The sequence below is a fragment of the Paenibacillus sp. ACRRX genome (genome assembly GCF_022346885.1).
Classification (GTDB): domain Bacteria; phylum Bacillota; class Bacilli; order Paenibacillales; family Paenibacillaceae; genus Paenibacillus_B.
The window spans coordinates 66,755-87,673 of record NZ_JAKRNK010000012.1 but is presented as its reverse complement, the minus strand read 5'-3'; the positions used below and the strand labels follow the sequence as shown (position 1 = coordinate 87,673).

Annotated in this window: 22 protein-coding genes, 1 pseudogene and 1 other annotated feature; of the genes and pseudogenes, 22 read left to right on the top strand and 1 reads right to left on the bottom strand. The window is 46.4% G+C overall.

Going from position 1 to position 20,919, the window contains the following annotated elements; translation table 11 throughout:
* Positions 1-4 precede the first annotated feature (4 nt).
* The gene (gene disA / locus MH117_RS25035; RefSeq protein ID WP_028543480.1) at positions 5-1,084 is read left to right on the top strand and encodes a DNA integrity scanning diadenylate cyclase DisA; all 1,080 of its coding nucleotides are present in this window, start codon (positions 5-7) and stop codon (positions 1,082-1,084) included.
* A gap of 50 nt (positions 1,085-1,134) precedes the next feature.
* Positions 1,135-1,866 (top strand): CDP-diacylglycerol--serine O-phosphatidyltransferase, encoded by a 732-nt coding sequence (gene pssA / locus MH117_RS25030; RefSeq protein ID WP_239333630.1) that lies wholly within the window; start codon positions 1,135-1,137, stop codon positions 1,864-1,866.
* A gap of 94 nt (positions 1,867-1,960) precedes the next feature.
* On the opposite strand, the gene MH117_RS25025 is transcribed toward pssA, so the two are convergent.
* Positions 1,961-2,356 carry a nucleoside triphosphate pyrophosphohydrolase family protein gene (locus tag MH117_RS25025; RefSeq protein ID WP_028543482.1) on the bottom strand — a complete coding sequence of 132 codons (396 nt, stop codon included), beginning with the start codon at positions 2,354-2,356 and terminating at the stop codon, positions 1,961-1,963.
* Between the two features lie 220 nt (positions 2,357-2,576).
* Between MH117_RS25025 and MH117_RS25020 the strand changes: the two genes are divergently transcribed.
* The 20 genes and pseudogenes from MH117_RS25020 to rpoB all read left to right on the top strand — a co-directional run bounded on the left by MH117_RS25020 (position 2,577) and on the right by rpoB (position 20,855).
* Entirely contained in the window at positions 2,577-3,662 is a 1,086-nt protein-coding gene (locus MH117_RS25020; protein ID WP_239333628.1) for a PIN/TRAM domain-containing protein, read from the top strand.
* 43 nt (positions 3,663-3,705) lie between these two features.
* Positions 3,706-4,416 carry a 2-C-methyl-D-erythritol 4-phosphate cytidylyltransferase gene (gene ispD / locus MH117_RS25015; RefSeq protein ID WP_239333626.1) on the top strand — a complete coding sequence of 237 codons (711 nt, stop codon included), beginning with the start codon at positions 3,706-3,708 and terminating at the stop codon, positions 4,414-4,416.
* A 184-nt stretch (positions 4,417-4,600) separates the two neighbouring features.
* On the top strand, positions 4,601-5,083 hold the full coding sequence (gene ispF, locus MH117_RS25010) for a 2-C-methyl-D-erythritol 2,4-cyclodiphosphate synthase (protein ID WP_239333648.1): 483 nt from the start codon (positions 4,601-4,603) through the stop codon (positions 5,081-5,083).
* 61 nt (positions 5,084-5,144) lie between these two features.
* Positions 5,145-6,605 (top strand): glutamate--tRNA ligase, encoded by a 1,461-nt coding sequence (gltX, locus tag MH117_RS25005; RefSeq protein WP_239333624.1) that lies wholly within the window; start codon positions 5,145-5,147, stop codon positions 6,603-6,605.
* Between the two features lie 402 nt (positions 6,606-7,007).
* Positions 7,008-7,181, top strand: coding sequence for a hypothetical protein (locus MH117_RS25000; protein ID WP_239333622.1), 174 nt, complete (start codon positions 7,008-7,010; stop codon positions 7,179-7,181).
* Between the two features lie 21 nt (positions 7,182-7,202).
* A pseudogene (cysE, locus tag MH117_RS24995) lies at positions 7,203-7,847 on the top strand (serine O-acetyltransferase); the annotation flags it as partial.
* Between the two features lie 200 nt (positions 7,848-8,047).
* Positions 8,048-9,493: a cysteine--tRNA ligase gene (cysS, locus tag MH117_RS24990; protein ID WP_239333620.1), complete on the top strand. Its 1,446-nt coding sequence runs from the start codon at positions 8,048-8,050 to the stop codon at positions 9,491-9,493.
* Between the two features lie 20 nt (positions 9,494-9,513).
* Positions 9,514-9,954, top strand: coding sequence for a Mini-ribonuclease 3 (locus tag MH117_RS24985; RefSeq protein ID WP_285109335.1), 441 nt, complete (start codon positions 9,514-9,516; stop codon positions 9,952-9,954).
* A gap of 101 nt (positions 9,955-10,055) precedes the next feature.
* The gene (gene rlmB, locus MH117_RS24980; RefSeq protein WP_239333618.1) at positions 10,056-10,796 is read left to right on the top strand and encodes a 23S rRNA (guanosine(2251)-2'-O)-methyltransferase RlmB; all 741 of its coding nucleotides are present in this window, start codon (positions 10,056-10,058) and stop codon (positions 10,794-10,796) included.
* Positions 10,797-10,801: 5 nt separating this feature from the next.
* Complete coding sequence (locus MH117_RS24975; protein ID WP_239333616.1) at positions 10,802-11,347, top strand: NYN domain-containing protein; 546 nt, start codon at positions 10,802-10,804, stop codon at positions 11,345-11,347.
* Positions 11,348-11,681: 334 nt separating this feature from the next.
* Positions 11,682-12,338 (top strand): RNA polymerase sporulation sigma factor SigH, encoded by a 657-nt coding sequence (sigH, locus tag MH117_RS24970; RefSeq protein WP_028543491.1) that lies wholly within the window; start codon positions 11,682-11,684, stop codon positions 12,336-12,338.
* 368 nt (positions 12,339-12,706) lie between these two features.
* The gene (rpmG, locus tag MH117_RS24965; RefSeq protein WP_028543492.1) at positions 12,707-12,856 is read left to right on the top strand and encodes a 50S ribosomal protein L33; all 150 of its coding nucleotides are present in this window, start codon (positions 12,707-12,709) and stop codon (positions 12,854-12,856) included.
* 38 nt (positions 12,857-12,894) lie between these two features.
* The gene (gene secE / locus MH117_RS24960; protein WP_028543493.1) at positions 12,895-13,086 is read left to right on the top strand and encodes a preprotein translocase subunit SecE; all 192 of its coding nucleotides are present in this window, start codon (positions 12,895-12,897) and stop codon (positions 13,084-13,086) included.
* A gap of 24 nt (positions 13,087-13,110) precedes the next feature.
* Positions 13,111-13,644 (top strand): transcription termination/antitermination protein NusG, encoded by a 534-nt coding sequence (gene nusG, locus MH117_RS24955; RefSeq protein ID WP_028543494.1) that lies wholly within the window; start codon positions 13,111-13,113, stop codon positions 13,642-13,644.
* A 77-nt stretch (positions 13,645-13,721) separates the two neighbouring features.
* Complete coding sequence (gene rplK / locus MH117_RS24950; protein ID WP_239333614.1) at positions 13,722-14,147, top strand: 50S ribosomal protein L11; 426 nt, start codon at positions 13,722-13,724, stop codon at positions 14,145-14,147.
* Positions 14,148-14,207: 60 nt separating this feature from the next.
* The gene (rplA, locus tag MH117_RS24945) at positions 14,208-14,900 is read left to right on the top strand and encodes a 50S ribosomal protein L1 (RefSeq protein WP_028543496.1); all 693 of its coding nucleotides are present in this window, start codon (positions 14,208-14,210) and stop codon (positions 14,898-14,900) included.
* Positions 14,901-14,992: 92 nt separating this feature from the next.
* Positions 14,993-15,158: a sequence feature (ribosomal protein L10 leader region), on the top strand.
* Positions 15,159-15,213: 55 nt separating this feature from the next.
* A complete protein-coding gene (gene rplJ / locus MH117_RS24940; RefSeq protein WP_239333612.1) occupies positions 15,214-15,717 on the top strand; it encodes a 50S ribosomal protein L10 in 504 nt (167 codons plus the stop codon).
* A 68-nt stretch (positions 15,718-15,785) separates the two neighbouring features.
* A complete protein-coding gene (gene rplL, locus MH117_RS24935; RefSeq protein ID WP_028543498.1) occupies positions 15,786-16,148 on the top strand; it encodes a 50S ribosomal protein L7/L12 in 363 nt (120 codons plus the stop codon).
* A gap of 146 nt (positions 16,149-16,294) precedes the next feature.
* Positions 16,295-16,903 (top strand): class I SAM-dependent methyltransferase, encoded by a 609-nt coding sequence (locus MH117_RS24930; protein WP_239333610.1) that lies wholly within the window; start codon positions 16,295-16,297, stop codon positions 16,901-16,903.
* Positions 16,904-17,312: 409 nt separating this feature from the next.
* Positions 17,313-20,855 (top strand): DNA-directed RNA polymerase subunit beta, encoded by a 3,543-nt coding sequence (gene rpoB / locus MH117_RS24925; RefSeq protein ID WP_239333609.1) that lies wholly within the window; start codon positions 17,313-17,315, stop codon positions 20,853-20,855.
* Positions 20,856-20,919 lie beyond the last annotated feature (64 nt).

Here is a 20,919-nt window from a genome sequence, read left to right as displayed (position 1 = left end):
TAGAATGAAAGACGGTCAAAGTCAGCTCGACATTATGAATGATTTATTAAAGCTGGTTGCTCCGGGCACTGCTTTTCGCGAGGGATTAGAGAACGTTCTTCGCGCAAAGACCGGAGCGCTGCTCGTAGTTGGTTACAGTCCGGAAGTAATGGAGGTTGTTGACGGCGGATTCTCCATTAATTGCGATTTTACGCCAAGCTATTTATATGAATTAGCTAAGATGGACGGCGCCATTATTTTGAGCGAAGACATGAAGCGGATTTTGTACGCTAACACGCAGCTGATTCCGGATTCCTCGATTCCATCCATCGAGACAGGTATCAGACATCGTACGGCAGAGCGAGTAGCGAAGCAGACGGGAAAGCTGGTCGTGTCTATATCCCAGCGCCGGAATGTGATCACGCTGTATCAGGGCAGTCTAAGATATGCGCTCAAAGAGATGGGCGTTATTTTGACAAAAGCAAATCAAGCCATTCAGACACTGGAGAAATACAAAGCGGTGCTGGTTCAAGGTTTGACTAATCTAACCGCTTCCGAGTTCGAGGAACTGGTCACATTAGTAGATGTCGTGAATGTTGTGCAACGTACAGAGATGGTATTACGTATTAAGTTAGAGATCAAACGTTATATTAACGAACTTGGAACCGAAGGGCGCCTGATTAGCATGCAGCTCGAAGAGCTCGTCAGCAATACGGAGGACGACGCATGGCTTCTGCTTAAAGACTATGCGCGCGACTCTAGTGACGAGAAGATCCGCGACATTCTTGCCCAACTGAAGAAGTGTACGGCTGATGAACTGCTGGATACGCATCATCTGATTCGTATACTTGGATACCCGGCAACCAGCACGGCTCAAGATGAGTCGATCTCACCGCGAGGTTATCGCGTGCTGAACAAGCTCCCGCGCTTACCTAACATTGTCATCCATAATTTAGTGGACACCTTCAGCTCTTTGCCGCAGGTCATGATGGCCACTATTGAGGAACTGGATGAGGTAGATGGAATTGGAGAAGTTCGGGCCCGTACGATTAAAGAAGGGCTGAAGCGAATTCAGGAGCAAGTGTTCATTGACAGGCAGATTTAGTGTACCTAAAATGAAAACACGTTGGGCATAGTAAAATTAGAGGTGAACCTATGATTACAAAGTCCATTCCGAACCTGTTTACCATTGGTAACTTGTTTCTCGGAATCATATCCATCATGCTTGCGTTTAACGATGAGGTCAACCTTGCTGCCCTCATGGTTATTATTGCAATGCTGTTGGATGGTTTAGATGGAAGTGTCGCTCGTGCGCTTAACGTGCAGAGTGAATTCGGCAAAGAATTGGATTCATTATCGGATGTTATTTCGTTTGGAGTTGCTCCGGCATTTGTTATGTATGTGTGTGCATTTAGTGAATTGAACCCTGCGCTTGCATGGGTTGTAACGGCTATTTTCCCGATCTGTGGAGCGTTGCGTCTTGCGCGGTTTAATGTTATCGAAGGAATCCCTGGCTACTTTGTAGGTCTTCCGATTCCAGCAGCTGGTGGTGTGGTATGTACGCTTGCTTTGTTCCATAAGAGTATTGCTGCGCCATATTTGATCGTAGCCATGCTGCTCGTATCCTATTTGATGGTTAGTACTGTTCGTTATCCGAATTTCAAGAAGCATGGCATTCCGAAGAAAGCCATTTGGATTACACCATTTGTTATTGCTGGTGCGGTAGCTATTGCATTGTGGAAGCCGGAGCAGACACCTAAGCTTATATTCGTGCCGCTCGTCTTGTACGCGCTGCTCGGCTTAAAAAAAAACGTTAGAATGCTGAATCGCCGTCGCAAAAAGACGGTGGAAGCGGATGATTGGACGCAACGCAAGCATTCTTCTTAGGAACTCTGATTAATACAATAACAGTGTCCCTTACTTAAAAAGCACCTGTTCCGAGGAACAGGTGCTTTTTGCATTGAACTGCTATATTAGCGAATTAAGACAGGTTAAAAACTCCCAAAGTTGAACATTTGCTGGACTCTTGCTTTACAACCTCGTCCAGGCGAATATCAAGCAGATTACAAAGCGCGGACATATAGAACAAATGTTTGCCCAGTTCCGCACGGATGACGTCTTTGCAATTCTCGCATAGATGGCCTTGCAGATGGCTCTCTAGGCTGTGCTTGGCCTGATCAAGATCCATCTCTGGCTGGTAGGGCTGGCGCTTTGCATGAACCTCCAAACATCCGCATTCTGTGATTGCTTTGGTGACGGCACGATTAACAGAAGAGTCCGACTGTCCGCATTTGGAGAGAACGTCTAACAGACTCCGGTGTCTTAGTAATAGGTCGGCAACTTGGTCTTGAAACGTTTGCAAATTAGGAGTGCTCATTTCAAATCCACCTCTATTCTTGAAATGGTGCAGCGATGATGTTCACCGCACTTGAACGCTCTTCTTTAAAATAACCACGTGCATCCGTATTCATTATAAAACTAATAATTCCCATATATCAACCTGCATGAAAAGGAAAAAACGTTTCCGTACGGATTAGACCGTCACTCCTTGGGCCATAATTGTAAAGATAAGACAATAATCAAGGAGGTGGACGTTTATGTTCAGACGCACATTTACGGTGCTGGCTGGAATTTTAGGGGCATGGTGTGGCATGGAAGTGCACGCTGCCCTGTATGCCAGAACGATGGAATGGTCATCCGCCGTGAACGGTTGGACGTCAGGTCGGATATGGTGGGCTCTTGGAGGCGCTGTAGCAGCAATGGTTCTATGTCATTCAATTGCTACACCTGCAGCACGGTTATGGAACATATGGCGCACTCGAATTACGGAGATGTCCCCAGCACAACTCATTATACACACAAGTGGACTCTTAATCGGTCTTTGCTTTTCTGCGCTGCTTATGCCTTTATTAAGCCACTTTGGACTTATCGGTCAATTGGTAGCCGTTCTTTGTACGACGGGGTGTGGCATTATAGGCGTACAGATTGCCCACTGGAAGCAGGAAGAAGTGCTGGAGTGGATGCAGTTATGGAAGCAACCTAAAGCAGAAGAAAACAACACGAGCCTCGGTTTCGAAGAGCATAAAATCATGGACACGAGTGTTATTATTGACGGTCGTATTGCAGACATCTGCAAGACGGGATTTATTGAAGGAACCATCGTTATACCTGAGTTTGTGCTGGAAGAGCTGCAGCATATCGCAGATTCTTCTGATTTGCTCAAGCGCAATCGCGGTCGGCGGGGACTGGATATCTTAAATAAAATTCAAAAGGAACTGGAAGTAAAAGTGCTAATATACGAAGGTGACTTTGATGAAATATCTGAGGTAGACAGCAAGCTGGTGAAGCTGGCCAAACTGTTAAAGGGTAAAGTCGTAACCAACGACTATAACTTAAACAAAGTGTGCGAGCTACAAGGTGTATCTGTCTTAAATATTAACGATCTGGCCAATGCTGTCAAGCCAGTTGTACTACCGGGCGAAGAGATCGTCGTACAAGTGATCAAGGATGGTAAGGAGCATGGTCAGGGTGTAGCCTATTTGGATGACGGGACGATGATCGTTGTGGAAGGAGGTAGAGAGTACATCGGTACCACGATGGAAGTGCTTGTAACTAGCGTATTGCAGACGTCCGCGGGCCGTATGATATTTGCCAAGCCGAAACTGTTGGAAAAAGCCCAATAAACAGGTATGATGGGTGTATTACCATCATGGAGGGTTAGCAGAGATGGAGCAGCAATTCGGTGTTATCGTTGTAGCGGCAGGTAAGGGTACTCGTATGGGAATGCAGGAGAGCAAGCAGTACTTGCTGCTGCAGGACAAGCCAGTATTGATACATACGCTGGAACGATTTGAAGCTATGGAGCAATGTGCATCCATCGCTCTGGTAACAGGCAGACACGATTTGGAGCGCTGCCGCATTTGGGTGGAACAGTATCATTTAACTAAAGTACTTGATATTGTGCCTGGCGGGAAAGAACGTCAGCATTCTGTATATGAAGGACTGAAGGCGATCCAAGCGCGAGGCCTGAATATTGTGCTTATACATGATGGGGTTAGACCCTTTGTAGAGGCAGAACAGGTACTTGCTGTTGGAGAAGCGGCAATTACATATGGAGCGGCTGTGCTAGCCGTACCCGTTAAAGATACGATTAAGCAAGTCAATGCGAATGGTGTCATTACAGCAACTCCTGACCGAAGCAGCTTGTGGGCGATTCAGACCCCACAGGCTTTTCGTCTTGAAGATGTGATGCGTGCCCATGACGAAGCGGGTAAAGCGGGACGTATCGGTACTGATGATGCTATGCTTGTTGAGCAGATCGGCATTGAAGTGCATATCGTTGAAGGCAGCTACTCCAATATTAAGCTGACGACACCAGAAGACCTGGCATGGGCTGATTGGTGGCTGAGCAGGAGCAATGAGCCAGCACAAGCATGACAAGGCTGGATAAGAGCTATCAGTCTGATGTGAGTGATGGACAAGACTGATGTATGTAATGGGCAAGGTGACAAGATGAAGCACAAAGATCTAAGCTAGTTGGAATGGTGATTGGAATTGTGATTGGAAGTCGGATACGGTGGAGTCATGGGATTTTACTTAACAGATGGGAGCGGAGAACAACATGATCCGAGTAGGGCAAGGGTTTGATGTACACCAGTTGGTGGAGGGACGTCCGTGTATTATTGGCGGCGTGACGATTCCATACGAGAAAGGACTGTTGGGTCACTCAGATGCGGACGTGCTGATGCATACCATCAGTGATGCTGTCCTTGGTGCGCTTGGCTTAGGCGATATCGGCAAGCACTTTCCGGATACAGATCCAGCTTTCAAAGATGCGGACAGTGTTAAACTAATGGAGCATGTCTGGCGGATGGCTGTTGATCGTGGGTATAAACTCGGTAATCTGGATTGTACGATTATTGCACAGCAGCCCAAGATGCTGCCACACATACCCGCGATGGTGGATAATATTGCACGAGTGTTGGAGGCTGAAGCTTCCCAGATTAATGTCAAGGCGACAACGACAGAAAAGCTGGGTTTTACAGGTCGTGGCGAGGGAATTGCCGCACAAGCGGTTGTCTGCTTAATTCGTAATATGGTATGATAACGGGATGAATATAGGCTTATACAAGCCGATAAAAGGCATAGTTCGGAGGGACAAAACCATGAGTAAAGACATCCGAGTACGGTATGCGCCAAGTCCAACAGGACATTTACATATTGGTAACGCGCGCACCGCGTTATTTAACTATTTGTTTGCGCGCCACCATGGAGGAAAGTTTATCGTACGTATCGAGGATACGGACATAAAGCGTAATGTGGCAGGCGGAGAAGAGAGCCAGTTCAAATACATGAAATGGCTTGGCATCGAGTGGGATGAAAGTATTGATGTTGGGGGTGAATTTGGGCCCTATCGTCAGACGGAACGACTTGATATTTATAATCAGCATGCGCAAGACCTTATGGAACGCGGGCTTGCTTACAAGTGTTATTGTACGGAAGCGGAGTTGGAGAAGGAGCGCGAGGAACAGACGGAACGTGGTGAGACACCTAAGTATGCGGGAACTTGCCGTCACCTGACACCAGAGCAGCAAGCTGCTAAAGCAGCGGAAGGTCGTCAGGCAAGCGTGCGTTTCCTTGTGCCGACGGGACGTTCGTATACGTTTGATGATATCGTCAAGGGTGATATCACTTTTGAATCGGATACGACTGGTGATTGGGTCATCGTTAAAAAGGACGGTATCGCAACTTATAACTTCGCTGTAGTCATCGACGATTATTTGATGAAGATGTCCCATGTACTGCGTGGAGAAGATCATATTACTAACACGCTGCGCCAGTTGATGATTTATGAAGCGTTTGGCTGGGATGCACCGAAGTTCGGACATATGACGCTTATCGTCAACGAGAACCGCAAGAAGCTGAGCAAGCGCGACGAATCCATTATTCAATTTATTGAGCAGTATGATCAATTGGGTTATCTTCCTGAGGCTATGTGCAACTTTATTGCACTGCTTGGCTGGTCGCCTGAGGGAGAAGAGGAGATGTTCTCCCGTGATGAACTGATCCGCATTTTCGATGAGAACCGCTTGTCTAAGAGTCCTGCTGTATTTGATACGAATAAGCTGACTCATCTGAACAATTTGTACATGAAGAAAGCAGATCCTGACCGGATTGCGGCGATGTCGATCCCACATCTGCAGAAGGCGGGCCGTTTGCCAGCCTCATTAAGCGATGAACAACAAGCTTGGGCCCATGCTCTGGTTAAGCTGTATCAGGAGCAAATGAATTGTGCATCCGACATTGTGGAGCTTTCCGATCTGTTCTTCCGTGAAGAGTTAACATTAGATGAGGAAGCATCCGCAGTTCTGGCTGAAGAGCAAGTTCCGACTGTGCTGGCTGCCCTTCATACGAAGCTTGCAGCAGCTTCTGATTGGGATGTAGATACAGTCAAAGGCGCTATTAAAGAAGTACAGAAAGAAACAGGTGCGAAGGGCAAAGGATTGTTCATGCCAGTTCGTGTGGCAGTTTCAGGACAGATGCATGGTCGCGATCTGAATGAAACTATCGTTCTACTGGGACGCGAGACTGTGCTGCGCCGATTAAGCAATCGCCTGCAAGCGTAACGTTCTTACCAGATTAGCCGTGTGATCGTAACACAATAAATGGGCGGCTCGGTTTATTTTACAGAAGAAGTATTATTGTCAATATCAGGTGTCTTCCAGTATACTGGTCATAACCAATGTAAATTAGAATTAAGTAGAGACTTTTCGACAACAGATTCACATAGCAACCAATCAGTACTATATGCAACAGCGTTGAACGGGAGAGCGTATTTGCAGATAGGCGTGCACAGAGAGGACTGCCGATGAAGCGGGTGCAACGACACCATGACTTCGGGGCTGCAAGCAGTTCCATGCCTCGCGATACGCACTGCGCCCGGAAGCTTCATTCTTGAGTGTAGAATATGCAGATTGTATATTTTTCAGGTAGAGAATGACGAGTCGTTTACGTTATAGAACGATAAAGTGGAGCAATACAGCAGTAATGTTACGTTAGGCAAAGAGGTGTTCCTTTATGCATTAACTCTCGTTACGTTGGCATTCGTATTGTTCAAGCAGAGTGGGACCGCGCATGGCGTCTCTGCAGCATATCGCTGCGGGGGCGCCATTTTTTGTCATGAGGCGGACTTTCAATTATGAACGGTTCGGGAGGAATAGGCCATGGGACGTATACTGCAACAGATGCGATCCGATATTCGAACGGTATTTGAAAATGATCCCGCGGCACGCAGTCGATTTGAAGTCATCTTTACCTATTCCGGTTTGCATGCGATATGGGGACATCGAGTGGCCCATTGGTTCTTCAAACGGAGATGGTATACCGTAGCCCGCACAATAGCTCAAGTAAGTCGATTTATGACAGGCATCGAGATTCATCCAGGCGCCACTATCGGCCAACGCCTGTTTATTGATCATGGTATGGGAGTAGTCATTGGGGAGACATGCGAAATTGGAGATGACGTTGTCATCTATCAAGGTGTTACTCTCGGTGGGACTGGTAAAGAAAAGGGCAAGCGACACCCTACCATTGGCAATAACGTCGTAATTGCATCCGGCGCCAAGGTGCTTGGTTCTTTTAGCATTGGAGATAATACAAGTATTGGAGCCAATTCAGTAGTACTGCGTGAAGTACCAGGCAATTGTACCGTTGTAGGTATTCCTGGCCGGATCGTCAAGCAGGATGGCGTGCGTATTGATCGTTTGAATCATGCTCAACTCCCTGACCCGGTCGTTGATATGTTCCGTGTGCTGCAGGGGCAGATCGATAAGCTGGAGCAGGAAGTTCAGCATCTACGATCGCAGACAATCGAGACCCTCACTAACTCGGCAGATGAGGCGTATAGTGAAGGCAATGTTAATTGGGATAAAGAAAATGGTCAGGCAGAGGAAAAAGGTAGCCCAGATAAAGAAGGACGTACGGATAATGCTCAAAGTAGAGATGAAGAAGAACGACAAGATAAAGATAAGGATACTAAGGACAAAAACTCCAAGGAGGTTATGCGCGCATGACATTAGCGATTTATGACACAATGACACGCAAGAAGCAGCCCTTTACTCCACAGAAGCCGGGTGAAGTCAGCATGTACGTATGCGGTCCAACCGTGTACGGTTATATTCATATTGGAAATGCCAGACCAGCAATCGTCTTTGACATGGTTCGCAGGTATTTGGAAACAACAGGTTACGATGTTAACTATGTGATCAACTTTACGGATGTAGATGACAAACTGATCACAAAAGCGCGCGAGATGAACCTGACCGTGCCAGAAGTGGCAGATATGTTTGTTGACGCTTATTACGCAGATTGCGATGGGCTGGGCATTCGCCGTGCCACCAATAATCCACGTGTAACGGATAATATCGATGAAATCATAAGCTTTATTTCAACACTAGTGGAGCAGGATTTTGCATACCCATCGGGAGGGGATGTATATTTCCGTACGAAGAAGTTCGCAGACTACGGAAAGTTGTCCCATCAGAATCTGGAGGAACTCCAGTTCGGAATTCGAATCGAAGTAGATGCCCGCAAGGAAGCGGCAGAAGACTTTGTGCTCTGGAAAGGAGCAAAGCCAGGCGAAATTGCTTGGCCGAGTCCATGGGGGGATGGAAGACCAGGCTGGCATATCGAATGCTCGGCTATGGTGCGTAAATACCTGGGGGATACACTGGACATTCATGGCGGCGGCCAAGACCTGACGTTCCCACATCATGAATGTGAATCGGCACAATCGGAAGCGGTGACGGGCAAGCCTTTGTCGCGGTTCTGGATGCATAACGGATATATTAATATCAATAACGAGAAAATGTCTAAATCTCTTGGCAACGGTGTGCTCGTTAAAGATTTGCTCACACATTACAACCCGGGAGCTATTCGTTACTTTATGCTGTCCACACATTATCGCAACCCGCTTAACTTTACGGATGAAGCGATGCAGCAGGCTGTAAACTCAACGGAACGATTAACTAATGCGGTTTCGAATGTAAAGCATGCTCTACAGGCAACAGGCATGTCTTTGGATGAAGCGATGCAGGCAGCTGCTTCTTTCGGGGAGCCTAATGAAGCACTGCAGGTGAAGCTGGCTGGAATCTTAGAAACGTTCGACACGAAGATGCAAGATGACTTTAACACGGCTGATGCGATCACGGCGATGTTCGATTGGGCGAGTGAAGCGAATGTGTACGTACAGCAAGGGAATGCTGCCGGAACACTACGTCCTGCTGACCTGCTTGCGCTTCTTGATGCATTTGAAGCGATGAACGATGTATTAGGAATTGTAATCGAGCAAGAAGTAGAGCTTTTGGATGAGGAAATCGATCACTTAATCCAAGAGCGAACGGAAGCGCGTCAATCGCGCAACTGGGCGCGCGCCGATGAGATTCGTGATCTGCTTACGGCACAAGGAATCGTATTAGAGGATACACCGCAAGGTGTTCGTTGGAAACGGGTGTGAAAGGAGCAGAAGTCATAACAGTGGATGAAGAACGTGATGTGAAGAAGGATGATTGGCTGTTCGACTTTGCCCCTGCGAAAGGGGCGAAGTTGTTAAACCCGATAGCCCTTGCGTATATGGGAGATGCTATATACGAGATTGCTGTGCGGCAATACGTAATTGCACAGCCGAATCACCGACCTCACCATATGCACCAGGAGACGATTAAATATGTATCAGCAAAAGCGCAGGCCAAATTTCTAAACAAGTTAGCGCCAATGTTGACAGAGGAGGAAGCGGACGTTGTTCGTCAAGGGCGCAATGCCAAGTCTACTGTCCCAAAGAGCGCCAACGTTCAAGAGTATAGGCATGCTACGGCACTAGAGGCATTGTTCGGTTATTTATACTATGAAAAGCAGTTAGAACGCTTGCAGGAACTGGTTCATCTCATGCTGAAAGAAAGCGAAAATGAAGTAGGATGACGGTTGCGACGGGCAGGGGTTGTACCCTTTTACATCTAACCAGACATCTAATACCGATAACATAAAAGGAATTATAGAGCAACTAGGAGGTACTTTATTATATGCAAGAAGAAATGATTGCTGGCAAGCACTCTGTCATGGAGGCGCTGCGTTCCGGCCGAACGATCAATAAAATATGGATCGCTGAACAGGCGCAGAAACACTTGACGCAGCCGATTATCGCCGAAGCTAAAAAGGCCGGCATTATCGTTCAGTCGGCAGATAAGCGTAAGCTGGATCAGATGGTTGAAGGTATCCAGCATCAAGGTGTTGTTGCGCAGGTGGCAGCCTATGATTATGTGGAAGTCGAGGATATTTTGGCACTTGCGGAAACGAGAGGGGAAAAGCCGTTTATTCTTGTGCTGGATGAGATTGAAGATCCACACAATCTTGGTTCAATGCTGCGGACGGCAGATTGCACGGGGGTACATGGTGTTATTATTCCGAAACGTCGTTCAGTTGGCTTAACGGCAACTGTATCGAAAATATCTGCTGGGGCTGTTGAGTATGTACCTGTTGCACGAGTGTCCAACCTTGCTCAAACCATTGATCAGCTGAAAGAACGAGGGGTCTGGGTAGTAGGAACCGATGTAACGGCTGAACAGGAAGTATACGACGCTGATATTTTGGACTCCCCGGTTGCCATTGTAATCGGCAATGAGAATAAAGGCATGGGCAGACTCATCCGTGAATCGTGTGATGTATTATTAAAGCTGCCGATGGCGGGGCGTATCAATTCCCTGAATGCTTCGGTGGCAGCGGGCATCGTCATGTATGAGGTTGTACGCCGTCGTAGAGGCTAATCGCGATGCAACAACAGGCAGATTGGCGCGACGTGCTTCTGGTAGACGGATATAATATGATCGGCGCATGGTCTGAACTGAAGAAGCTGGCGGATACCAAGTTGGAGGAGGCGCGTGATCGTCTGTTGGACATGCTTACGGATTACCAAGCATATTCCGGCAGACGTGTCATTGCCGTATTCGATGCTTATCGCGTACCGGGCATTGGAGCAACTTACAAGCAAGGTGACGTAACGGTTAGTTTCACGAAGGAGAAGGAAACGGCGGATGAATGCATCGAAAGACTCGTGCGTGAGTTAAAGCATCGCCGCCGCACGATCTATGTGGCCACTTCAGATATGACTGAGCAGAATGTCATCTTTGCCCTGGGCGCGCTCCGTGTATCAGCGCGTGAACTACGAATAGTCATCGAACAGGCGCGACGTGAGGTGGAAGTACAGATTCGAGAGCAAGCGCTGCGTCCAATCAAGCGCAATCCGCTTGAAGACAAATTAAGTCTGGACGTTATGCTGAAGCTTGAACGGCTGCGAAGAGGGGATAAAATGGAGTAGATTCAAACTGACTAGCACATTTTTACTGAAACGTATGTTGTTTCTTGAGTTGTCAAAAGTGTTCAAACCATTAAAGGCTCCATTTTTCCCGTAGAATCAAGTATTCTCGCGGTTGACGCTTGGGAAGCTATTCATATATACTGAATCTATCATTTTGTCGGATCAGCTATTTCAACAGTTTTGGAAGCGATAGTCAATTTGAATGGTTATCGATTCTATCAACAGAACAGACCCAATGCTTACTAGCCTGATGTTCATGTACATACAGAACAATATGCGAAGCGGGGTATCTTATGTAACGGGTGGATTGCGTTGCAGGCCGGAGGGATTGCTAGTGAGTGTTGACCTCAAAGAAATAAGCACGTTTCCATACGATAAGTTAACGGATGAACAGCTTGTAGATGCCGTTCGCGAAGGTGACGGCGATGCACTGGAATATCTGATTAACAAATATCGCAATTTTGTACGTGCGAAGGCACGCTCCTATTTTCTGATCGGCGCTGACCGGGAGGACATTGTGCAGGAAGGTATGATTGGACTGTACAAGTCTATACGAGATTTTAAGGGAGACAAGCTCGCATCGTTCAAAGCATTTGCTGAATTGTGTATTACGAGACAAATCATAACTGCGATTAAGACTGCTACGCGACAGAAGCACATTCCACTTAATTCTTACGTCTCCTTGGACAAACCCATTTACGACGAGGATTCCGATCGGACACTCTTGGATGTTATCGGAGGCTCTCGTGTATCAGACCCTGAAGAGCTCATCATTAATCAAGAAGAATTCGTTGGTCTTGAAGACAAAATGTCTGAAATATTAAGCGACCTTGAACGCAAGGTGCTTATGCTTTATTTGGACGGCAGATCCTATCAGGAGATTGCAGTTGATCTCGACCGACATGTGAAGTCTATAGACAATGCCCTGCAGCGTGTGAAGCGGAAGTTGGAAAGATATCTGGAAGTGCGCGATGGTGGCGAGTCGATATAAAGAAAGTGTTCAGGACACGTGATAACACGCAGTCATTGGGCACTTTCTTTTTATTATTCCACTGTGGTAATAGTCAGGTATGGCACGATTATGCTATCGATCCAGTGAAGTTAATCAGAAGGGTTTAACTCAAGCAGGTTTATAGCATAATGAGAAAGAGACGATTGGAAAAGCGAACCTTTGTGTTATATCCCAGTGTTGTATATGATAGAGCAAGTGGCGGAAGACCTATTGCGTCAATATCTTTTCATTGACATGAAATACCCTATATGATAAAGTGTTTTGGGTAGCCCTAAATATGCGTACGTTTTTAGGAATATATTCCGACGCTTCTTTATCTAAAAAGGTGTCTTCAGGAGGTGTACAACATGCGGGTAATTGTTACGATGGCTTGCACTGGCTGCAAACAACGCAACTATACAACTACGAAGAACAAACGTAATCACCCAGACCGCATCGAGTTGAAGAAATTCTGCAAGTTCTGCAACGAGCATACTTCTCATCGCGAAACAAGATAAGTCAGGTGGAGGTGTAGTCCGTGGCTTTCTTAGGAAATGTGAAACGTAGTTTTGGTTCTATGTTTTCCTTCTTTGCCGACAGCTGGGGCGAATTAAAGAAGGTTCGCTGGCCCAACCGTAAAGAGTTGACAAGCTATACGATCGTCGTATTGTCCACGGTCATCTTTGTTACGCTCTATTTTTGGGTCCTGGACATCGGGATCTCTGCGATCGTCGAAGCGATTATTTAATAAAAGTCCCAAGGTGGCTTCAGTATGGAAAAAAGATGGTACGTTGTCCATACCTATTCAGGGTATGAAAACAAAGTCAAAGCCAATTTGGAAAAGCGCGTCGAATCCATGGGCATGGAAGACAAGATATTCCGCGTTCTTGTTCCGATGGAAGAAGAGCTGGTAAACAAAGACGGTAAGAAGAAGACTGTCATGCGTAAAGTTTACCCAGGATATGTTCTTGTTGAAATGGTTCAAACGGATGAGTCTTGGTACGTTGTGCGTAATACGCCAGGCGTAACCGGATTTGTTGGTTCCACAGGCTCGGGTTCCAAGCCAACTGCATTGCTTCCAGAAGAAGTTGAACAGATTCTGAAAACAATGGGTATGGAAGAACCGAGAATGACGGTTGAGTTCGAACTGAAAGAATCAGTGCGCATCAAAGTTGGTCCTTTTGCGAACTTTGTTGGTACAGTCGAAGAAATCGTGACCGAGAAGCAGAAGCTTAAGGTTCACGTAAACATGTTTGGTCGAGAAACCCCACTTGAGTTGGATTACCACCAAGTAGAGAAGATTTAATAGATCTTATTGGTTTCTGTTGCGGATAAGCACGTTTGTGCCGATGGCCGCATAACTAGCGCAAGGAGGTGTTCCACGTGGCAAAGAAAGTCATTAAAGTGGTCAAGTTGCAAATTCCAGCGGGTAAGGCGAATCCTGCACCTCCTGTAGGTCCAGCATTGGGTCAAGCAGGGGTTAACATCATGGCGTTCACAAAGGAATTTAATGCGAGAACTGCAGATCAAGTTGGTTTGATTATTCCAGTTGAGATCTCTGTATTCGAAGACCGTTCCTTTACGTTCATCACTAAAACTCCACCAGCTGCTGTCTTGTTGAAAGTAGCAACTAAGGTAGAGAAAGGTTCCGGCGAACCTAACAAGAAAAAAATTGCAACTGTTAAGCGCGACGTTGTTCGTCAAATCGCTGAACAGAAAATGGCTGACCTGAACGCAGCTTCCGTTGAAGCAGCAATGCGTATGGTTGAAGGTACAGCTCGCAGCATGGGTATCGTAGTAGAAGACTAATTCCCGTCTTCGTACGCAGTGGGAGGTTAATCCGTTACTACCACAAAGGAGGAAAAGAACATGGCATCTCATGGTAAAAAATATGTTGAAGCTGCAAAGTTGATCGACAAAGAAGCAACTTATGAAGCTTCTGAAGCCATTGAATTGGTGAAGAAAGCGGCAGCAGCGAAATTTGACGAAACAGTTGAAGTGGCTGTTCGTTTGGGTGTAGACCCTCGTAAACAAGATCAGGCTGTTCGTGGTGTAGTTGTATTGCCACACGGTACTGGTAAAACAAAACGCGTTCTCGTGTTTGCAAAAGGCGAGAAAGTAAAAGAAGCAGAAGCAGCTGGTGCGGATTATGTTGGCGACCAAGAACTCATCAACAAAATTCAACAAGGTTGGTTCGACTTCGATGTCTGCGTAGCAACACCAGACATGATGAGTGAAGTAGGTAAATTGGGACGTATCCTTGGTGGTAAAGGTCTCATGCCTAACCCTAAAGCCGGTACGGTTACTTTTGATGTTACTAAAGCTGTTCAAGAAATTAAAGCTGGTAAAATCGAGTATCGTCTGGATAAAGCAGGTCAAATTCATGCACCTATCGGTAAAGTATCTTTCAGTGCTGAACAGTTGAATGACAACTTGAAAGCTTTGATCGACGCATTGAACCGTGCTAAGCCCGCAGCGGCTAAGGGTGTTTACATGAAAAACATCGCGATTTCTTCGACGATGGGCCCTGCAGCTCGCGTTAACACAGCAACTTATCGTTAAGATAAATGCGGCTCAATTGGTAAGTAACGGATACTGTTGACATGGTTCGACTGGACGTGTTACTCTAATAGAGTTGTTAATGACGACGTAAATAACATTGAATAATCGTACCGTAGACAGTAGGTGCCGAGAGGCTTAATCCCCTACCGAGGTGTTCGAATAGACTGAGTGCGAAGGTGTGCGTTGTATACGTACCTCGTACACCAATCGCTTCGTAATGCCTCTGTAGTTCGCTGCAGAGGCTTTTCTAATGCTCGGGTAGGAAGAACGGATGTAATACGGTTGATCATGAAATATGTAGGAGGTGTATCGAGTGGCAAACGCGAAAGTGATTGAATCCAAACAACAAGCTGTTACCGAGATTGCTGGTAAATTGCGTGAGAGCGTAACAACAGTTGTTGCTGACTACCGTGGTTTGAGCGTTGCGCAAGTGACAGAACTTCGTAAGCAACTTCGTGAAGCTGGTATCGAGTTCCAAGTATTGAAAAATACATTGGTTCGTCGTGCTACTGCTGCAGCTGAGTTTACTGAACTTGACGAAGCATTGACTGGTCCTACAGCAATCGCATTCAGCCGTGAAGACGCAGTTGCTCCTGCGAAAATCTTAAACGATTTCGCAAAGAAAAACGAAGCCCTTGAAATCAAAGGTGGCATAGTAGAAGGTCGCGTTGTAGACGTAGACCAAATCAAAGCGTTGGCAGCATTGCCTTCCCGCGATGGTTTGTTGTCCATGTTGCTCAGCGTGCTCCAAGCACCTGTGCGCAACTTTGCATTGGCAGTCAAAGCAGTCGCAGAGAAGAACGAAGCCGAAGCGTAAGCAGCGTCTTCTATTGGAATCTAGCGGCAGTATCATAAAATATGAAAACATTGATGGAGGTTACTATAATGAGCAAAGAGCAAATCTTGGAAGCCATTAAAGGCATGTCCGTATTGGAATTGAATGATCTTGTTAAAGCAATCGAAGAAGAATTCGGCGTAACAGCAGCTGCTCCAGTAGCAGTTGTAGCTGGCGGCGGAGCAGAAGCAGCAGCAGAGCAATCCGAATTCGACGTAATCTTGACTAGCGCTGGCGCTGGTAAGATCAACGTTATCAAAGTAGTTCGCGAAATCACTGGTCTTGGCTTGAAAGAAGCTAAAGAAGTAGTAGACAACGCTCCTAAAGCAATCAAAGAAAAAGTAAGCAAAGAAGACGCTGAAGCTATCAAAGCTAAGCTTGAAGAAGCAGGCGCATCTGTAGAAGTGAAGTAATAACCACTTCTGTAAGTACAAACCCCTTGAAGATCCTTCAAGGGGTTTGTTGTCTAGGATACGAAAGGGGTATCTTGGCAATCCTCGTAGTTATGACGCGCCCTAGACAATGAACGCTCGTGCTTACCGATGATGGAGGTGGATATATGGCGCACTATTATAGCAAAAATCAGGAAGTTAGTCATGATCGCAAGCAGCTGCAATTTACATTGCGCGGCTATCAGTTGCGATTTATGTCTGATGCTGGCGTATTCTCAAAAGATAGCATTGATTATGGTAGTAGAGTATTAATTGAGCAGTTAGATATAGCACCAAATGCTAAGGTGTTGGATGTAGGCTGTGGTTATGGCCCGATTGGTCTGACGGCAGCTAAACTGGCTTTTGAAGGCCATGTTGTGATGGTGGATGTAAATGATCGTGCGTTGGCGTTAGCGCGTGAGAATGCAGCTGCGAATGGCATAACCAATATAACCATTCAATCAAGCGATGGTTTAGCGGAATTAGGTGGAAGTCGATTTGATGTTATTATAACGAATCCGCCTATCCGAGCAGGCAAAGAGGTAGTGCATCGTATCTTCGAGGAATCCTACGAGCATCTGAACGATGGCGGGTGCTTATGGATTGTTATTCAGAAGAAGCAGGGGGCTCCCTCGGCCGAGGCTAAGCTGCAATTGCTCTTTGGTGAGGGGCAAGTGAAGGAAGTTATTAAGGATAAGGGCTACCGAGTATTTCGGGCGACCAAAGAGTTGGGATAAATTACAATGCGAAAATAAGTATGAAAATCTCAATTCTAAGTTGACTGCGTATGCCCAATGTGGTATTATTATAAAATGTCAGTATTAGGATGGACTTCATGTCTTTACTTTGCTAAAATGTCAAGCCTTTTTTTGAAAAGGATGCATACATTTTCGTTATATGACGTATAATGTTTACATTTTGGGCAAATCTATCGATATGAAGTGTAGTGAGACAACCCAGAAACGACGGCACGGAGAAACGGCGTCCATCGCAACTTGCGTTTTGTCGTGAACGTGCGTTTTTCTTTTTGTCCCTCTTTTTCCATTTTATCACGTTTTCTGAGTCTCTTTCGTGGACTTTATTATAAAGGATATCGAAAAGGATTCGCAATCCATTTTTTAAGTAGACATGAGGGGTGAGTATAAGTTGGCAGGACATCTTGTTCATTATGGACGACGCACTCGGCGCAGCTATGCGCGCATCAAAGAGGTTCTCGAAGTTCCGAACTTGATTGAAATCCAACAGAAATCGTACCAATGGTTTTTGGATGAAGGATTGCGAGAGATGTTCCAAGACATATCTCCGATTCAGGATTTCACAGGTAATCTCGTTCTGGAGTTTATCGATTACAGCTTAGGTGAACCGAAATATTCGGTCGATGATTCTAAGGAACGCGATGTAACATATGCGGCACCACTCCGTGTGAAGGTGCGACTTCTCAACAAAGACACCGGCGAAGTGAAGGAACAAGAAGTATTCATGGGTGATTTCCCACTCATGACGGAAACAGGAACGTTCATCATCAACGGTGCAGAACGTGTCATTGTCAGCCAGTTAGTTCGTTCCCCGAGTGTCTATTTCAGTACGAAGGTTGACAAGAACGGTAAGAAGACGTACACGGCAACGGTTATTCCTAACCGCGGTGCGTGGCTCGAACTTGAAACCGACGCAAAAGACATCATTTACGTTCGTATCGACCGTACACGTAAAATTCCGGTAACCGTGCTGCTTCGCGCACTAGGTTTTGGAACTGACGAGCAGATTTTAGAATTGCTCGGTCACGACGAATATATTCGTAATACGCTGGACAAAGACAACACGGATTCCACGGAGAAAGCGCTCATCGAGATCTACGAGCGACTTCGTCCAGGCGAGCCGCCTACGTTGGAAAATGCAAGAAGCTTGCTGATTGCCCGTTTCTTTGATCCGAAGCGTTACGATCTGGCGAATGTCGGTCGTTACAAAATAAATAAAAAGCTTCACATTAAAAACCGACTCTTCAATCAGAAGTTAGCACAAACACTTATTGATCCGGATACGGGAGAGATTGTTGCAGAAGCAGGCCAGATGATTGACCGTCGCTTGCTGGACGAAATCTTACCACGTCTTGAGAGCAATGTCGGCTTTAAGACTTATCAGGTCGCCGGCGGTGTGTTGGATTCGGATGATATTCCGCTCCAATGTATTGATGTATATTCTCCAATTGAAGACGGTAAAATCGTGAAAGTTATTGCCAACGGCTTAATTGATAAGTCCGTTAAACATATTACGCCTGCGGATATTATCGCATCGATTAACTACTTTATCGATTTGCTGCATGGCATTGGCAGTACGGATGACATTGACCATCTTGGTAATCGTCGTTTGCGCTCTGTAGGTGAATTGCTGCAGAATCAATTCCGTATTGGATTGTCCCGTATGGAACGTGTTGTACGCGAACGTATGTCGATTCAGGATGCTAATGTGATCACGCCACAAGCTTTGATCAACATTCGTCCGGTTATTGCTTCGATTAAGGAGTTCTTCGGAAGCTCCCAGTTGTCGCAGTTTATGGACCAGACGAACCCGCTGGCTGAATTGACGCATAAGCGTCGCCTTTCTGCACTCGGACCTGGTGGTCTGACGCGTGAGCGCGCGGGCTTTGAAGTTCGTGACGTCCATCCGTCTCACTATGGCCGTATGTGTCCGATCGAGACACCAGAGGGTCCGAACATCGGTTTGATCAACTCCTTGTCCACGTTTGCACGTGTGAATGAGTATGGCTTCATTGAGGCGCCATATCGTTGGGTAGATCCGAAAAGCGGTCGTGTTACGGAACATATCGATTACATGACAGCAGATGAAGAAGATAATTATGTCGTTGCCCAAGCGAATGCTGCTCTGAACGATGATGGCACATTCCGCGACGAAACGGCAATTGTTCGTTATAACAAGCAGTCTGACAACATTCTGACAATGCCTACTGACCGTGTAGATTACATGGACGTATCGCCTAAACAGGTTGTGTCGGTTGCGACAGCGCTCATTCCGTTCCTGGAGAACGATGACTCGAACCGTGCACTCATGGGATCGAACATGCAGCGTCAGGCGGTACCGCTTCTGATACCGCAAGCGCCGTTCGTAGGTACGGGAATGGAACACAAATCCGCTAAGGACTCCGGTGTATGCATCGTGTCCAAAATTAACGGTGTTGTGGAGCGTGTTAGCTCAAATGAGATCAATGTTCGTCATATTGAAGTGATTGACGGCCGCGAGGTTCGCGGTGATCTTGTTAAACATAAGCTGCAGAAATTCATGCGTTCCAACCAAGGGACGTGCATCAACCAACGTCCGCTTGCCCGTAAAGGCGATATTGTCAAAGTAGGCGATATTCTGGCGGATGGGCCTTCCACTGAAATGGGCGAATTGGCGCTCGGACGTAATGTCGTCGTTGCGTTTATGACGTGGGAAGGTTACAACTACGAGGATGCGATTCTTCTCTCCGAGAAGCTTGTGAAAGAAGACGTATATACTTCGATTCATATCGAAGAGTATGAGTCTGAAGCACGTGATACGAAGCTCGGACCGGAAGAAATTACGCGTGATATTCCAAACGTAGGGGAAGAAGCGTTGAAGAATCTCGACGAGCGCGGTATTATTCGTGTCGGCGCAGAGATCAAAGCTGGTGATATTCTCGTTGGTAAAGTAACACCGAAAGGTGTAACCGAGCTTACAGCGGAAGAACGCCTGTTGCATGCGATCTTTGGTGAGAAAGCACGTGAAGTTCGTGATACATCACTTCGCGTACCGCATGGTACTGACGGTATCGTTGTAGACGTTAAAGTGTTTACGCGTGAAAATGGCGATGAGTTGCCACCGGGTGTTAATCAACTTGTTCGTGTATACATCGCTCAGAAACGTAAAATCTCTGAAGGCGACAAGATGGCGGGACGCCATGGTAACAAGGGTGTCATCGCTCGTATCTTGCCAGAAGAAGATATGCCATTCCTGCCAGATGGAACACCAGTTCAAGTTGTATTGAACCCGTTGGGCGTTCCTTCCCGTATGAATATCGGTCAGGTACTCGAGGTCCACTTGGGTATGGCTGCTCGTTATCTTGGCTTCCATGCTGCAACACCGGTATTTGACGGTGCAACGGAGTATGACGTGTTTGATACGATGGAAGAAGCAGGCATGCAGCGAAATGGTAAGACCGTCTTATATGACGGACGAACCGGAGAATCGTTCGAACGTGAAGTTACTGTTGGTGTCATGTACATGATCAAATTGGCACACATGGTTGACGATAAGATTCATGCTCGTTCTACAGGACCATATTCACTTGTTACGCAGCAGCCGCTCGGTGGTAAAGCACAGTTCGGTGGACAGCGCTTCGGTGAGATGGAAGTATGGGCACTTGAAGCATATGGTGCCGCATATACACTGCAAGAGATTCTTACAGTCAAGTCTGATGATGTGGTTGGTCGCGTGAAGACTTACGAATCCATCGTTAAGGGTGAGAATGTACCGGAACCAGGCGTTCCAGAATCATTCAAAGTCTTGATTAAAGAGCTGCAAAGCTTAGGTATGGATGTTAAGATCTTGACTGAAAACGAAGAAGAAATCGAAATGCGTGAATTCGATGAGGATGAGGAAACTCCTCAAGACAAGCTGAACTTGGGCTTGGAAGATGACTACGCAATCGAATAATAGTAATACTCGTGCTAACGATGGTAGACAGCAAGATGCTGAATGCCATCGTTACACGATATTG